Genomic DNA, 15,934 nt, shown 5'->3' with positions numbered 1-15,934 from the left:
AGCTTAATACTTTCCATAATTCCCATATTAGTCATTTAATTCTGGCATTTCGGCATCAACTTCTTTTAGCCATTGTTGTAATTGTATAGATAATTCTTCTGCTTTTAATGGATTTGTTACCACCAAATTATTTTGTTCTGCAATATCTTCTTCCAGGTTGTATAAGTATTCTTCTTCTTTTTCAAATTCATAGATATACTTCCATTTCCCTTTTCTAATAGCGGCTCCCATAGAAAGCCCTTCATTTCTATGATGGGGAAAATGCCAATAGATAGGTCTTTCTGAAATCGATAACTCTCCTTTTAACAATGGTAAAAAGCTAATGCCTTCTAATTGATTATAGGTATTGGGATTAACACCTACCAAATCAAGTATGGTAGGAAAAAAGTCTACGCTGGTAATAGGCGTACAAGAGGTGCTTCCTACTTTAATATTATTAGGCCAGCTCACTAATAAAGGCACTCTTATTCCACCTTCATTTAGTGTGCCTTTTATGCCTTTTAAAGGTGGGTTTTCAAATAATCCGCCATTATCCGAATAAAATATCACAATGGTACTTTCGAGTAAATTCAACTCATCAAGTTTGTCCATAATCTTTCCAATATTTTGATCAAGATTATCAATCATTGCAAAATATACGTTCCCATTATTATTTTCTATATCACTAGCAGGTGCTTGTAATGGTTTATGAACGGTATAAGGAGCAAAGCTTAAAAAAAATGGTTGTGCTTTATTTTGCTCTATAAATTTTATGGCTTCATCTCCAAGGCGATTGGTAAGATATTCGCCTTGGGGTCCGTCTGTAACTGTCCCATTGCTATAAGGAGAAAAATAGCTCTCTGGTTTTCCGTATGCACAACCTCCTATATTAACATCAAATCCTTGATTTTCAGGATGGTAATTAGCATTCACAATGCCATCGCTTGTATGTACAGCCCCATCGCCTGCCAAATGCCATTTACCAATATACCCTGTCGCATAGCCCTTCGTTTTTAAAACTTCTGCAATAGTAATCTCATTTAGGGGCAAATGATTCTCAAAATAAGCTTCTTTTAGCTTAGTCCCATCGTTTTTTGCTTCTAAATAATTTTCTATTCCATTACCTGGAATATGACAAGTAAGTTTTAAACTAGCCGGGTATTTACCAGTCATTATACTGGCTCTGGTTGGAGAGCATACAGGGGCAACTGCATAGGCATCTGTAAATTGCATACCGCTTTCTGCAATTTCATCAATATTAGGCGTTAAAATACCAGCTTTATAATTCATATACCCAACGTCCGAATATCCTAAATCATCTACACTTATCATAATAATGTTGGGGTGATCGGGAGCTTCGATGTTGGAAACAGATGCTTCGTTTTTGGTAATCATAGCCACACTAATAATATAGCCCAAAATAACCACACTAATAATTCTTAATTTTTTCATTTTACTTGCGTTAATAATTTTAATTTTGGAAAACTTATTTATTGAAAACATTCTCTTTTTAAACAGAATAGGCACCTCTAAAACTAAACGATAAGCTTTCATCTAAGTCATCGGCTATTCATATTGATTATTTGATTGCCTGGTGTTTAAAGAGCGAAATCTAGGAATTTTAGTAATAGCCTACCTCCGCATAAAGGGTTACAAAAAGTTACGTGTTTACTTTTATGGATAAAAAAGAAGGATATTTATGAATTAGAAAAAGTTATATAGCCGCATTATTTGTGAAGTTCTATAAGCTCATCCTTTTATCTGCAACTTCATGTTATTATATCGCTGTTATTTATCTAAAAATCGTGAAATCTAATAGATAAATATTTTAAGGTTACAAAAAGCAATTCTTTATAGCCCAATCGGTTATCTTAAGAATTGAACTCCTGCTCCAGATTTATTAAATAGCAAAACGTTTTTTGGTGAAGACTTAATCCTAATTTTTTGCGGAGACGGTACCTTGCCGTTTTTACACTCTCCGGAGATATTTTAAGAATATTGGCGGTTTCTTTAATACTTAAATTGAGTCGAATCATGGAACAAATTTTGAGATCGTTCGCGCTTAAATCATTATGTATTGATTTTATCTTTGAGTAGAACCCTTGATTGGCATCATCTAAGAACTTACTAAAATCATCCCAATCTCTTTCAATTCTAAAGTTTTTCTGTACCAGCTTATTCAGATCATCAATTAATTTACTTTTTTCAATACATGATCCTTCTTCGATTTCATGTATTATTTTTTGTAATTGATTTACGATTTCTCGTTTTTTTCTAAAGTTCAAAGCATAGGACATAAGCTCTTTATTCTTGAAGTCTAATTGCTTTTTTAGTTGCTGCTGCTTTAATTTTGAATTTTCTAAATCCTTTATAGAAAGGTTGTATTGTGATTGTAAAAGTTCTTTATGCTTTTTATGGCGTTGTCTTAATATAATAGATATTATAATACCACAAATAAATATAATAGTAGCACTTAATGTTAAAATGAAATTGATAAAACTATTTTGCTTTTCCTGAGTTTTAAGTGCTAGTAGTTCTTTATCTTTTATTTTTAAGTTATTCTTAAACTCTAAATAAGCGATTTGTTTTGTTTTTTCCGAATTAAAAAGAGAATCTTTTAGTAAGTTATACTTTTCGTAAAAGAACAGGGCTTCCTCTAATTTGTATTGCGCTTTGTTTAGTTTTTTCAATTCTTCATATCCTAATAATTCATATTTTTTTAAATTACTTTTTTTAGCCAGTTTTAATCCTTTGTTTAATTCTGTTGCTGCTTTATCAAAATGTTTGGAAAGTCTTAAAATTTTCCCATAAACAATATGGTTATTTGCCAATCCATGAATATCATTTATTTTACTACCCAATAGCATGGATTGCTTTATATGGTACTTGGCCAGTTCAATTTCATTTTTATTAAGATATAATATGCCTAGTCTATTATGCGCCTCTGCTATTCCATAAGTAAAATTGTTTTTACTATGCATTTTTAGCGCACTTGTTAGGTATTGAAATGCTTTATCATACTTATGCTGTGCAATAAAAACTGTTCCTGATTTTGTAAAGGTGGTCGCTATTCTGGACGTTAACCCAAGTGTTGTAAAATTATGTATTGCTTGATCATAATACCCCAGTGCCTTGTCGTATTCCTTTAAATCGGCATATATCATTCCAATATTAAGTTTTGTGTTGGCGATCCCAATTTTGTCTCTTATTTTTTCGTAAGTTTCATGAGAAGCATTTAGATACTCTAAAGCTTTAACCAAATCGCCTTCTGCCCAATAAGCAACTCCAATAATACGATTCGCTTTTGCACAACCTTTAACGTAAGCTATTTTTTTTGATAATTGTAACGCCTCTTTGCCAAAATTAATGGACTTATTGGGATCTATAATCCAATATTCATAACCTGCAGTATTTAAGAGGTTAACTTTTATCTTATCATTCTTTTTATGTAATTGCAACAACTGCTGTATACTATCAACTTTCTTAGAATGTTGTGCATAAGTGCAATTAAAAATACCCCCAATAACAATACAACCTATAATTTTTTTGTATAGCCTTTGTTGTTTCATAGTATAGTAAACGCTTCATTAGGGCGCATCAAAAACAATAAACAATCTTATTTGATATTTTAATGGTATTGGCAATATGCATGCAATAGAAAAAACGCATCTCATTAGGTTTTACCTCATTTTTTGTTAAAACAAAATCTGATTGTCCGCTTTCAGTCATAAAGGAATTTTGAGTAGAGACCACCCAGGTTTTAAAAACCTGGGTGGGAGGTCTAGAAATCAACTATTTTTGGTTAAAACAAAAAATTAACATGAGTAAATTCAGTATAGCTTAATTATTTTTTATAAAAATATATCCTATTTGCTTAAACTCCTGTGAGGTTGTATTCTGTAATGAAAATTTATATTTAATCACATAATAATAGGTCCCTGTTGGTAATTTAGATGCTTTTTTTACAGTCACGCGTCCTTCCGAAATGCCCCTAAAAGCATTATTATTATCATAATTATCTCTTTCAAACACTAATACGCCCCAACGATCGAATATTTTCACATTATTATCCGGGTAACATGTAATTCCTTCCATGATTACAGTATCATTGAAACCATCATTATTTGGTGAAACTGCATTATATACTTTTACAGGGCAAATAACATAAAGTAATTGTTTATGACTAATTTCATTCCCAATACAATTACTGGCGCTCCATTCTCTTTCTATTATATAGCCGGTAGCACATGTTTCATCTTCAAATGGCTTTTGAATTTCACTAAAAACCACTTCTATAGTATTACCTAACGCATCCGTAGCCGTAAGGTCAACTGTTTCAGGAATTTCTTCTTCACAAGAAACAAACAAATTAACAGGAAGGGGCTCTGTAAACGAGAGCGTTTCTGATAATGTACTATTTATGGTTACATTTTCCAATACTTCTGAAACGCAATCGGGATCTGTAGCTTCACGTACAGACACAGTATAAGTCCCTGCTGCAAGATCATGGAATGTGACGTCTGTTTGATAGTTTGTACCATCTATGCTATATTCTAACCCATCTCCCAAAGGTGCTGTTATCGTAATAGAACCACCTGAGTCGCAACTTACATCTTCCAAACTCACTTCTGGTAACGAAAGGCCATTACTAACAGTGACTTCGGTAGCATTAGTACTAAAACAATTTGAGTCATTATCGATAAAAGCGGCATAATAAACACCTGCCCCTACGGCTGTCGGATCTGAAACCTGATTTTCACTACTTACCGGAACCGCCGTATGCCAGGATAACTCAACCCCTGAAGCGTCTTCGGTTTCAGGAAAATTATCTACCGATAGCATGGTTAAATCTACTGTTGTTGCGCCGTTGCATAAACGAAGTGATCTGTCTGATAGCGACGGGGCTTCTACTCCTGCTACACATCCTATATTCACCCCATCTATAAGCACCCCATAATCTTCTACTTCACCATCATTAGCAAGACCATAGGCTCTTAAATCTAAATTGTTATTAGCAGCACTATTATCTAAATCTTCGGTAGTAAGTCTTAAACGTAAATACGTTAACCCTATTTCAATATCTTCTGGTAACGTCCATGTTAAAGTGACTTCTTGTAATCCTGATGAGACTGGTACAGTTACAAATGTATATTCTTCTTCCTCAAAATTTCCGGTATGGTCGAAATCTATCCAGGCATAAAGTGTTGCTGTGCCTTTTGTGTTAGTAACAGATACATCTATACTGTATTGCGAATTCTCTGTTTCCTTTATTATTAACGATTCTGTTGCTAAGCCATCTTCATCATCTATTTCTAATTCATCGTCACCTCTTCCTGAAGATATTACATTACCATCTGTTTCTGTGTCAATATGACTTCCTATCATTAAATTAGACGTATGGTCACTACTGTTATAATTTTCTACAAAATGTCTGGCTCCATCATGCTCTAACACCGTTCTGTAAGATGAGGGAGCGTCTCCAAAGTCTAATGGTAATACCCTTTTAATAGAATGACAACGTGAAGCATCATTTGGTATTCCTGCTATTGTTTCTGAAAAGTATATTGCTTCTGGAGGCGAAGAGGTTATATCGATTTTATAAATTTTGCCTTTATCATTATCTATACCATAAAAGATATTATCTTCATCTATAAACTGACCTCCAAATTTAGTTAACTCATCTTCACTTATTATTGTTTCTGAAGATATAATATTCCCCTCCAAATCAATCACATAAAGTTTTGGATTTTCTGATGAGGCATTTGATACCATGTATATATAAGGCACCCCAAGATCATCTTCTTTCATGGTAAAATCAGATGCTTTGTCGTTATAGCCTTTTATTTCTATTCTTTTCTCAAGTGTTAAATAGTCTGGAGACGTTCTATCTAAATTGATCACATAAATTTCATCAGTCGTAAAATTCTTTATATAATGCCTATTATTATAAACATCTCCACTATTAATATTTGTTGTTTCAATCCCTAAAATAGGTCCCACTCTGTGATTTGTAAAAGTATATTTCCCTTCTTGTGTACCGCTGGTATCTTCAACTTCTGTTATTATTAAAACACCATTTGTAAGCCGACTCATGGAATATATTAATCCGTTATTATCATTATAACCTCCTCCATTTAATATTTCACCAATATTTGGCTCTGAAGGATCTACAACAGGAGAAACAAAGCCTTGTTCGGATATTCCTGTTGCTAAATCGACGGTATACCATCCTCCTTTTATACTTTGAAAAGCCCAATTCTCACAATTATTAGTAGATACAAATACATCTTCGGTAATACATTGATTATATTGTAGAAGAGCACCTCCAGAAATGGGTGTATCACTAAAAAACACTTCGTCCAAATACCCTTTAAAGGGATCTCCTTCTTTTATAGACTCTCCTCCAAAAACCTGACCAAATCCTCCGGCATTTTCATGCTTAGAAATATTCGATTCTCCAGTAAGCAATAAGTCAGCAACCTCTCCATCCAGATATGCAACCATTAGTCCATCTTGAGACCCATTAAAACTAAAACTTACATGATGCCAAGAACTATCGGGAAAAGGAAATTCAAAATCATAGATCTTCCTTTTTTCTCCCAATGAGAAAGCCAAACGCCCTTGAGACGTAAGTACAATGGTTAATCCCGTTTCTTTATCCCCTTGTTCAAAAATCACCTGATCTTCGTTTGGACTTTGATTTTCGGGTTTCATCCAAAATCCGATAGTGAGTGCTTCGAAACTGTTATTTAAAAAACCTGTCGTTTCATTACTATATGCTATGCCTCCTGTTCCTTCTAAATATAAGACAGGTGTTCCCGTTGGTGAATCTTGATCTGTTGCAAAGGAATAACCAGATTCTATTGTAGCATTATGCAAACCTACTTCATCATCCAAGGTATTATCGAAACTCCATACGGCTTCCACTCCTTTTGGAGAGATATAGTCTTCTAAACATGTACTTACATCCATAGAAAATGTCGCAGGTGTTTCTATATATTCTGTATCGTGTTTTTGAAAATTATTAACTTTTGCGTTTTGCGAGTAAGGTCTTGCTGAAAAAGCATGAAAGTTATCTGTATAACTATCAAGGCTTTTTAATGGGATTAGGTTGTTATCTAATACAGACATATAACTAAACACGCATAGCAATAGGCTTAGTAATGATACACTTAATAATTTTAAATTCTTTTTTTTGTATTGCTTATTCATTGTTCTATTATAATAAACTCACTTCTTCTATTTAACTGATGGGCTGCTTCACTACATGCAACACCATCGGCACATTTATTCAATAATTGTATTTCTCCGTAACCGCTACTTAAAAGACGACTTCTACTAATTCCGCCTTTTTTAACGATATAGTTTAATGTGCTTTCCGCCCTGCGTTCACTTAGTTTAATATTGTATTTAAATGATGCTCTACTATCTGTATGCGAGCGAATATCTATTTTAATGTTCGGATGGGTTTTCATAATTTCAATCACTTTATCAAGCTCTATTTCAGCATCTTGTCTAATAAAAGATTTATCTAAATCAAAATAAATAGACTTTAAATTCAATATATTGGCTAAATCGTTTCCTACTTTTAAAAGCATACTTTCATCTACAAAGGCATATATATCGTCCTTCCCTTTTCCTTCTGGACGATTGGATGAAAAAAAGCCCCTTTTAGTTGTAGTATTTATAATAAATGCAAAATCATCGGAAGGACTATTTATAGGTTTTCCTAAATTAGAAACCTCGTATTCAGAATCACTAGCTTCCTTAAGTTTAAAAACATAGATATCTAAACCTCCCAAACCTAAATGTCCATCGGATGCGAAGTATAAATTATTGTCCTTACAAATAAAAGGAAATGTTTCTCTCCCTTTGGTATTGATAGCATTTCCTAAATTTTGAGGAGTACCAAAACTGCCATCTTCATTTATTGTTACCTCATATAAATCCGAGTCTCCAACACCGCCTTCCATATCTGAAGAAAAATAGAGTTTATCCTCTGATACATTTAAAGCAGGGTGAGCAACAGAATAGTTATCATTATTAAAAGGCAACTCTTCGGGCGCGCTCCATTTCCCTTCTTCATCCCTTATACTTCGATATACTTTTAGCTTATTTGTTCTTACCTTATAATCGTTCGCATTTTCTAAATGCCCATAGTTTGTATTACTTCTTGTAAAATAAACCGTTTGTTTGTCTTTAGTAAAAACCGGGGTGGACTCATGAAACTTAGTATTAAAAACCGGGTTCCATTTCTCTACTTCTCCAAGTGCGTTGTTTGTACTATTATATGATGTGATAAAAAAATCTAAATAAGCCTCTTTATTCCATTCATCTATTTTTTGTGAAGAGTTATCTTTTCTTGATGAACTAAAAACCAAAGAATCTCCATAAAACGCTGTACCAAAGTCTGTATATGATGTATTTATATCTATGTTTTTAATTTGATATTTCCCAGAGTGTTTTTCAATAGTTTTTAAATAATCTCTTCCCTCGATAAATAATTGAGCTCTTTTATCATTAGGACTTGCTTCTACAAACTTATCCATATAATAATCTGCTAATTCATAATTCCCCTTAGATTTTAAAGTTTGGGCATATCTGTAATAATACTCAGCATCTATTTCATTTTCATAATGCGTCATTAACTCCTTATACCATTTTGAAGCCTCTACAAACTGTGCATTAAAATAATAACTATTTCCCAAATTCTTAAAAAGCTCTAAACTTTTATAGCCTTTTTCTGCAACTTTCAGATAGGTCTCCTGTGCATTTTTATATTCATACATTGTATATTGCTTTTTGGCTTCTTTCATCAAACGCTTTTGAGGAAATACCATGTAATTAAACAATAAACAAATGAAAATCAACAAGAATGATTTTAAAGATAGTTTCATATTAGTTAGTTAGATTTAGATTAAAAGAAACGAGGATTCCACTGTCGTCTCAAATTTCCTTTTTTGGCAAGCTCGAATCTTAAAAGCAGTTCATAACTCCCATGATTAAATTCATTACCATTACCTATAGCAGTTGTTTCCATATCATAGGAAAAACCAATCATTACGGATTTAGAAACCTGAAATCCTGCTAATGCACTTACTGCAGCACTCCAACGATAAGCCAAACCTAATATCAATTTTTCGTCATATTTAAAACTTGCGGAGACATCTGCCTGTAAAGGACTTCCAAACACCATTTTACTCAATAGTGCTGGTTTAAACTTTAATCGCCGACTCATATTAAACACATAACCTGTAATAAAGTAGTAATGCATCCGCTCTTTTGATATTAACAAGGCATCATCATCTGTTTTAAAATAATTTCTGCTTAACAGACCAGGGGTACTTAAACCTGCATAAAAATGAGTGTCATAATAATATAAGCCCACCCCTACATTTGGTATAAAGTCATTATTATCAGAGTTAAAAAAAACGGGATCTGCTACATTAAACGCATTTAATTTATTTAAGTCCAAGCTTAAAAATTGTCCCGAAAGTTTTAGACCGAAGCGTAATATGCCTTCATCAGAAATCGCTATGGGATAAGAATAGTCTATATTTAGATGTGTTTCTTGTAATGGACCAATATTATCATTAACAACAGAAAGTCCTAAACCCGGAGCATCTTCCATAAAACGTAAACTTCCTAAAGGCAAGTTTACCGAAAATGTTTGTGTTAAAGGCGCTCCTTCAATCCTAATCCATTGACTTCTATGCAGCCCTACAAAAGATAAAGTACCTCTACTACCAGCATATGCAGGGTTAATAGTTACCGTATTATACATGTATTGTGTATATTGAGCGTCCTGTTGACTATGACTTATCTCAACAACAAATAACACTACATAAAAAATACAAATTGAAATTTTATACATAGAACCAACTTTTTTAGCAAAAATACCGGGAATGCAAAAAAGATACCGCCTAAAGCAGTGTACAGTAAGTCACATAGCCTTATCAAAAAGTTACCTTAAACTGTAAGCGTATATGTATAAAACAATTAATTACAGAAAATTAATCTTTTGAGTTTATAAAAATGGCATGTTATAACACAAAAACATGAATATTAATAAAGCCCACATTAACTTTTCTATTTCATAAAAAAGGGTGAAATAAATTTGATGAAAATCTAGTATTAAGAAGTAAAGGGTATTCTAAATGACTTGAATTTTATTAAACACACCCTGGCTAGCAAATCTATTTTTTATTTAAAATTTAATTCTTGTCATGTAATAAAGAATAAACCAAAATCGGGATTGTTTTTCTTTAAATATTTGCTCAGATCGTAAACATCACGAAGACACAATAGCGACTACCAATAATAAATAAATAGATTATATCACTGTAACTATATTTCATGCTTTAACTGCGTTTTTAACGATGTTTTATAATATTAAACACCAACAAATTAAACACGTTTAAACTCCGCCAATAAGACCTACCTGTTTAAATATAAGCATTTTAACTTCTCAAGCTTTATACGCTATTGTATTTAAGCAAACTTATTAATGTACCCTTATTGTCTACTCAAAAAAAAGCTGTGTCATCTTTTTGTACCCTTTGTTTTTCTGCATAAAAAAGTAACAAAAGGTAGATTTGCAATGTCGTTTTTCACGATTTCTATTACAAAAAAAAGCACAAAAACTATTACGAATTAAAACACAAAAAAACTATTTACATTTAATAATTATGAGAAAAAAAACGCATATCTATAATAGCAGATTACGTTCTTTAAAATCAAAAACAAATCTTAAATTTTACCTCACTAAAAAATGTAATCTTTTTTCTTTTTTAGTCTTTAGACCATTTGCCCAAGAACATACTATTTTTGAATTTTTATACAAATTAAAAAGACCTATTTCCCCAAAATTTGCAGCAAAAAATCTAGATGTATTTATTCCAGAACAAAGAAAATTCACAAATGTAGACACAACAATTAGAGGTATAGAAGAACCCAATATTATTTTAATGATGATATTACTTTTCGTAATAATATTTTTACTGCTCAAAGAAAAGAGACATAATGAAATAAAAAAGAAACATGCCACTATGAAACTACAAATTTCATTAGCAGAACAATATATTGAAAAAGAAAAGTTCAAAAAAAATCAAATGAAAGATGAACTTGAATTTAAAAATAAGCAGCTCACTTCTTATGCTTTTAGTTATGAACAAAAAAATAGAATTATTGAAAGTTTACAAGAAATAGTCAAAAAGATTGAAAACTCTAAAACTAACTTCGACAAAATCAAATATGTTAAAGAATTAAAAGTTGTAGCTAAAGAAAATTTAATAGCAGATAAAAACTGGGAATGTTTTAGAAGTTTCTTTGAGGAAACGCAACATGGCTTTCATGCTAAAATACTTAGTAAACACCCAAATTTAAAAGCTAATGACCTTAAACTTTGTTCTGTAATTAGGTTAAATCTAACTATTAAAGAAACCGCACAAGTTCTTGGAATATCTCCGGGGAGTTTAAAAACTTCAAGATATCGTCTTAGAAAAAAATTAGATTTGCCTGCCGGGGAAAACATCCTTGATTATTTAATTTCATTAGAATTGTAAAAAGAATAGATTATTGAATTGCAATACAAAACCACTTAAAATACTCCAGAACAAAGCCATGGGGATCTATTATATAATAGATAGTACTTTGCAAAAAGCACAATAATAGCACACCTATTGATACCCTGGTGCTAACCCGCGGCTATTGTTCTGTGACGTATTTTAAGAATAAAAACACTGTAAATTACTTTAAGGAGAAAATTTTAGTAAAATTTCCTGTACGATCCAGGATAATTTTTAAGGATTTTGGATTACTGAAATCCTTTGAAAATGTAAAAAACAGTTTGGTTAATTTATGTAAAATAACATAAAAACTTACTACAGAATAACCCTTTTACAATACAAGTGTTGCCTTGTTACTTTTTAACCCATATACTCCTCTGGAAATATTTATTAATGGATTTTCATATAAATATAAATGCTGCAAACTGTAAAGCGTTCCTATCTCTTTTGGAATCGTTACTAATTGGTTATCGTACAAATACAACTCCGCTAAACTAGTAAGATTCTGTATTTCTTTGGGAATACACATTAGTTTATTATTAACGTGAGTTCGATGTAAGCATAATATTATTGATCTGACTATCAGTAATTTAATCTTGGTTATCAGGTTGAGTACTTCGGTAAACTCAGCACAGGCTCTGTCGAAACCCATTTAAATAGCTGGTTTTAATGACCTTTCGACTTTAGTTTATCTTGAGCGCCCGCCTGCCGGACGGGCAGGAAGACGAAAGGCTCAAGGCGACAAATCGCTTTATTAGAGAATTTATTGTTAAAAACTCCCTTGCCTGTCTGTCGGCAGCTACGGTGTACCCACATCTTTTTTCAATATAAAGAACAAAAGCTTATTTCCTTTTTTACTTACTTTTAGCTCACAGATCTAATTTGATAAATAGGTGTTCGTGAATCTTCGATTTCTTTGCTCGTCCAAAGAAAAGTAACAAACCTGCCTGCCGGCAGCTACGGTGTACCCACATCTTTTAAGGAACTATTTTGTCCGCAGTTAAATGGATATGCCAATAGCTTTCACGACAGACAGGTGTTATTATACAGTAATGCCGTATAATGGAACCACCTCCCGCTTCAACTGAAAGAGGAGATGAATTTTTCGACGTCAGGAGGAAAAGTAAGGGGCGTTTGACAAATTAAACATGTAAAGAACACTTAAAAAACAAACCCTCCGTCTGTATGTTACCACATACAGCCACCTCCCTTTTTTGTTAAAAAGGGAGGAACCCGTCTCGAACAAGCCTTTGATGCAAAATAGCTACTAATTAACTTAGTGTGATTATTTGTGTTATTTGTGGGTACACCGTAGCTGCCGGCAGGCAGGAGAAAAGACGCCCTTTCGGGAGGTATTTCTTCTCATGCTGTCGCCAGAGAAGAACCGGGCTTTCATCTACATATATAAGCTTTCGGTAGTATTTTGTCTATCTATAATGCGTTTTTATATTATTGAATGAGCGGTCTCAGCATTGAAAATAGAACCAATATCATAGTAAGTATTAAAACACAACTTAAAAAGAACACCAATGATTGTAAAAAGAATATAAAGACTTTTGAGCTTTGTTTTTCAGGACGTTTCATAAAATATTTTTAAAAAATTAATAACAACAAACTTATGCCTTCATTAAAAAAAAACACAAAATGTCAGTAAACAAAAAGACGCTTTTAAAACAAAAGGAGTGAACAAAAAGTCTACAAAAAAAACAAAAACAACTGATATTCAACAACATTAAAACAATGTGTTAAGAGGCCCTAAATTTTTCTTTTAAAGAATAACACCAATGCTATTCATAAAATTGGCATAACTCTAGTATTTAGATAATACATTATAAAAAGTGTATTTCCCGATATAAGTTTAAAAAAAACGGGGTGTTAAACGGCGATTACCTCGTTTATAGCCACAACACCTCTCTGGCAAATGATATCTTAAAATAACTTCAAAACTGCCATCATTAAATTCTACATTTCCCAAAGCAGTAGTTTCTATATCGTATGCAAAACCAACCATAAAGGGTTTAGATATTCTAAATCCTGTCATAGCACTTAATGACGCATTAAAACGATAGGCTAAGCCTAACGATACGCTATTGTAAAAAAGAAAATTACCAGAAACATCCATCTGAATTGGAGACCCTAATACAACTTTTGTTAATATGGTAGGCTTAAATCGCACATAAGAACTTAAATCAAATACATAACCTCCAATAAAATAAAAATGTGTACGTTCAATTCTAAGCGCTGATGAACCAACCAAATCTTCTTCATCAAAACCTTTATTAAAAACGGTTGTTTGTATTAAATTAGGAACACTTAACCCTAAATAAAAGTTACCAGTATTAAAATAAACACCAGCACCTACATTTGGACTGAATTCATTATTTATTGAACCTTGAAAATTAGATTCATTAACATCAAAAACAGAAAGCTTTTGAAAATCAACATCTAAAAAATGCCCAACTACTTTTAGTCCAAAACTTAATGTAGATTCTTCAAACGGTATCTTATATGAAAAATCAATATTAAGATAGGTCTCTTTAGATATACCTATAACATCGTTTATAATAGAAAAACCCAGCCCAGTGCGCTTTAAGTAACCAAGAGGACTATTTAAAGACAAGGTCTGTGTTTTAGGAGCGCCTTCAAAACCTACCCACTGGCTACGATGAAGACCTACAATACTAAAATTCTCTTTACTACCTATATAAGCGGGATTAATGCTGGAAGTATTAAACATATATTGGGTATACTGAGCATCTTGCTGTGCTTCAAAAACTTGCATAACCAACACAATAAATATTCCCACAATAATTCTTTTATTCTGTCTCATATTATATTAAAACTTGTAAATTGTTTTTTTTAAGAACTTCCCGTTTAATTTTAAAATTCTTGTATCCCTTTTTAAGTCCATTAATTACTAACATAAAGATTTCCTGTTAGCCTTACTACACTGCTTTTACCCCCATTACCTACAGGCTTTTTATAAGTAACCATATAAAAATAATCTCCATCAGCTAAGTATTTTCTTTTAGATATGGTAAACCTATCTTCAGAAACGCCTTTAAAAACATTATTTTTATTGTCATAATTATTAGTTTCATATAATAAATATCCCCATCGGTTAAATATTTTAACATTATTATCCGGATAACATTCTATACCTTCTATTAAGAAGATATCATTCAATCCATTATTATTAGGAGATACAGCATTATATATTCGTAATGAACAGGTATAATAAATTGTTTGTACAAATGAAGATTCATTACCACAACTATCTGTAGCGATCCAAATGCGTTCTAGTGTTTTATTAAGAGAACATGTACTATCTGTTATTTCATTTTCTGAAAACGCAACGCTCACATCACGATCACCATTATCTATAAAAACAGGGGCAATATCCTCTGGTATTTCATCTTCACAATCTATAAAAAACGCTTCTGGCACATCTGCTTCAATATAAGGCGGTGAAGTATCTACTATAGTAATGGTTTGTTTACAGGTAGAAGTATGACCTGCGCTATCTACCCCTTTAAATGTTCTTATAAAACTTCCTGTATTAGCAGTACACCCCCCTACTAATTCACTATCTACAAAAGAGAACGTTACCTCCCCACAACTTGCTATAACCTCTGGAGCTCCTAAATCGAGTCCATCAATAACATCACTAAATTCTAGCTCTATATCAGACGGACACTTAATTTTTAATTCAAAAGCACTGTCTTCAAGGCTAAAAACCGTACTGGAAGTACAACTGGTATCGCTAACGCTTCGCACTTTTAGGGTATAATCACCAGGAGCTAGATTTGTAAAATCGACTTCGCTCTGGAAATTGGTACCATCTAAACTGTATTCATACGCGCTTCCCAGTGGGGCGGTGACTTCTATATCGGCGGTATTGTCTTCGCAGCTTGCGGCTCTTGAAATAATAAAGGTCGGAACTTCGGGAGCGCCTGGTGAAGCGGCTATACTAACAGCGGTACTGGAAACACAACTGATATCGCTAATACGTCTCACTTCTAAGGTATAATCGCCAGGAGTCAGGTTTATAAAATCGACTTCGCTCTGGAAATTTGTACCATCTAAACTGTATTCATACTCGCTTCCCAGTGGGGAGGTGACTTCTATATCGGCGGTATTGTCTTCGCAGCTTGCGGCGCGTGGGATAATAAAGGTCGGAACTTCGGGGGCACCTGGTGAAGCCGCTATACTAACAGCGGTACTGGATGTACAACTGGTATCAGTTATACTTCGCACTGTCAGGGTATAATCACCAGGAGCTAGATTTGTAAAATCGACTTCGCTCTGGAAATTGGTACCATCTAAACTGTATTCATACGCGCTTCCCAGTGGGGCGGTGACTTCTATATCGGCGGTATTGTCTTCGC

General features: G+C 32.9%; 9 protein-coding genes. 1 reads left to right on the top strand and 8 read right to left on the bottom strand.

Annotated features, from left to right (window positions below; genetic code table 11):
• Positions 1-27: 27 nt before the first annotated feature.
• From PQO00_RS18395 to PQO00_RS18375, 5 genes are all read right to left on the bottom strand, one after another.
• Positions 28-1,431: a sulfatase gene (locus PQO00_RS18395; protein ID WP_274186326.1), complete on the bottom strand. Its 1,404-nt coding sequence runs from the start codon at positions 1,429-1,431 to the stop codon at positions 28-30.
• 419 nt (positions 1,432-1,850) lie between these two features.
• Positions 1,851-3,548, bottom strand: a complete 1,698-nt coding sequence (locus PQO00_RS18390) for a tetratricopeptide repeat protein (RefSeq protein ID WP_274186325.1) — start codon at positions 3,546-3,548, stop codon at positions 1,851-1,853.
• Between the two features lie 271 nt (positions 3,549-3,819).
• Positions 3,820-7,191, bottom strand: a complete 3,372-nt coding sequence (locus PQO00_RS18385; RefSeq protein WP_274186324.1) for a gliding motility-associated C-terminal domain-containing protein — start codon at positions 7,189-7,191, stop codon at positions 3,820-3,822.
• Positions 7,188-8,876, bottom strand: a complete 1,689-nt coding sequence (locus PQO00_RS18380) for an OmpA family protein (protein WP_274186323.1) — start codon at positions 8,874-8,876, stop codon at positions 7,188-7,190. Before PQO00_RS18380 ends, PQO00_RS18385 begins: the two co-directional genes overlap by 4 nt.
• Before the next feature lie 20 nt (positions 8,877-8,896).
• Positions 8,897-9,853 carry a type IX secretion system membrane protein PorP/SprF gene (locus tag PQO00_RS18375; protein WP_274186322.1) on the bottom strand — a complete coding sequence of 319 codons (957 nt, stop codon included), beginning with the start codon at positions 9,851-9,853 and terminating at the stop codon, positions 8,897-8,899.
• Between the two features lie 814 nt (positions 9,854-10,667).
• Here PQO00_RS18375 and PQO00_RS18370 point away from each other — a divergent pair.
• Positions 10,668-11,543, top strand: coding sequence for a hypothetical protein (locus PQO00_RS18370; RefSeq protein ID WP_274186321.1), 876 nt, complete (start codon positions 10,668-10,670; stop codon positions 11,541-11,543).
• A 334-nt stretch (positions 11,544-11,877) separates the two neighbouring features.
• Here the strand turns inward: PQO00_RS18370 and PQO00_RS18365 are convergent, their stop codons facing one another.
• The 3 genes from PQO00_RS18365 to PQO00_RS18355 all read right to left on the bottom strand — a co-directional run.
• Positions 11,878-12,075, bottom strand: a complete 198-nt coding sequence (locus tag PQO00_RS18365) for a hypothetical protein (RefSeq protein ID WP_274186320.1) — start codon at positions 12,073-12,075, stop codon at positions 11,878-11,880.
• Positions 12,076-13,404: 1,329 nt separating this feature from the next.
• Positions 13,405-14,376 carry a type IX secretion system membrane protein PorP/SprF gene (locus PQO00_RS18360; RefSeq protein WP_274186319.1) on the bottom strand — a complete coding sequence of 324 codons (972 nt, stop codon included), beginning with the start codon at positions 14,374-14,376 and terminating at the stop codon, positions 13,405-13,407.
• Between the two features lie 80 nt (positions 14,377-14,456).
• Positions 14,457-15,934, bottom strand: a 1,478-nt coding sequence (locus PQO00_RS18355) for a gliding motility-associated C-terminal domain-containing protein (protein WP_274186318.1), incomplete at its 5' end; no start/stop codon positions are given.

The organism is Flavivirga sp. 57AJ16 (assembly GCF_028736925.1).
Taxonomy (GTDB): domain Bacteria; phylum Bacteroidota; class Bacteroidia; order Flavobacteriales; family Flavobacteriaceae; genus Flavivirga.
Note: the sequence above shows the minus strand (reverse complement) of the source record. Positions and strands in the feature narration are given on the sequence as shown.

Excerpts from the sequence above, each read along its gene's own strand:
- PQO00_RS18395 (WP_274186326.1), bottom strand. The coding sequence starts at position 1,431 with ATGAAAAAATTAAGAATTATTAGTGTGGTTATTTTGGGCTATATTATT.
- PQO00_RS18390 (WP_274186325.1), bottom strand. The coding sequence starts at position 3,548 with ATGAAACAACAAAGGCTATACAAAAAAATTATAGGTTGTATTGTTATT.
- PQO00_RS18385 (WP_274186324.1), bottom strand. The coding sequence starts at position 7,191 with ATGAATAAGCAATACAAAAAAAAGAATTTAAAATTATTAAGTGTATCA.
- PQO00_RS18380 (WP_274186323.1), bottom strand. The coding sequence starts at position 8,876 with ATGAAACTATCTTTAAAATCATTCTTGTTGATTTTCATTTGTTTATTG.
- PQO00_RS18375 (WP_274186322.1), bottom strand. The coding sequence starts at position 9,853 with ATGTATAAAATTTCAATTTGTATTTTTTATGTAGTGTTATTTGTTGTT.
- PQO00_RS18370 (WP_274186321.1), top strand. The coding sequence starts at position 10,668 with ATGAGAAAAAAAACGCATATCTATAATAGCAGATTACGTTCTTTAAAA.
- PQO00_RS18365 (WP_274186320.1), bottom strand. The coding sequence starts at position 12,075 with ATGTGTATTCCCAAAGAAATACAGAATCTTACTAGTTTAGCGGAGTTG.
- PQO00_RS18360 (WP_274186319.1), bottom strand. The coding sequence starts at position 14,376 with ATGAGACAGAATAAAAGAATTATTGTGGGAATATTTATTGTGTTGGTT.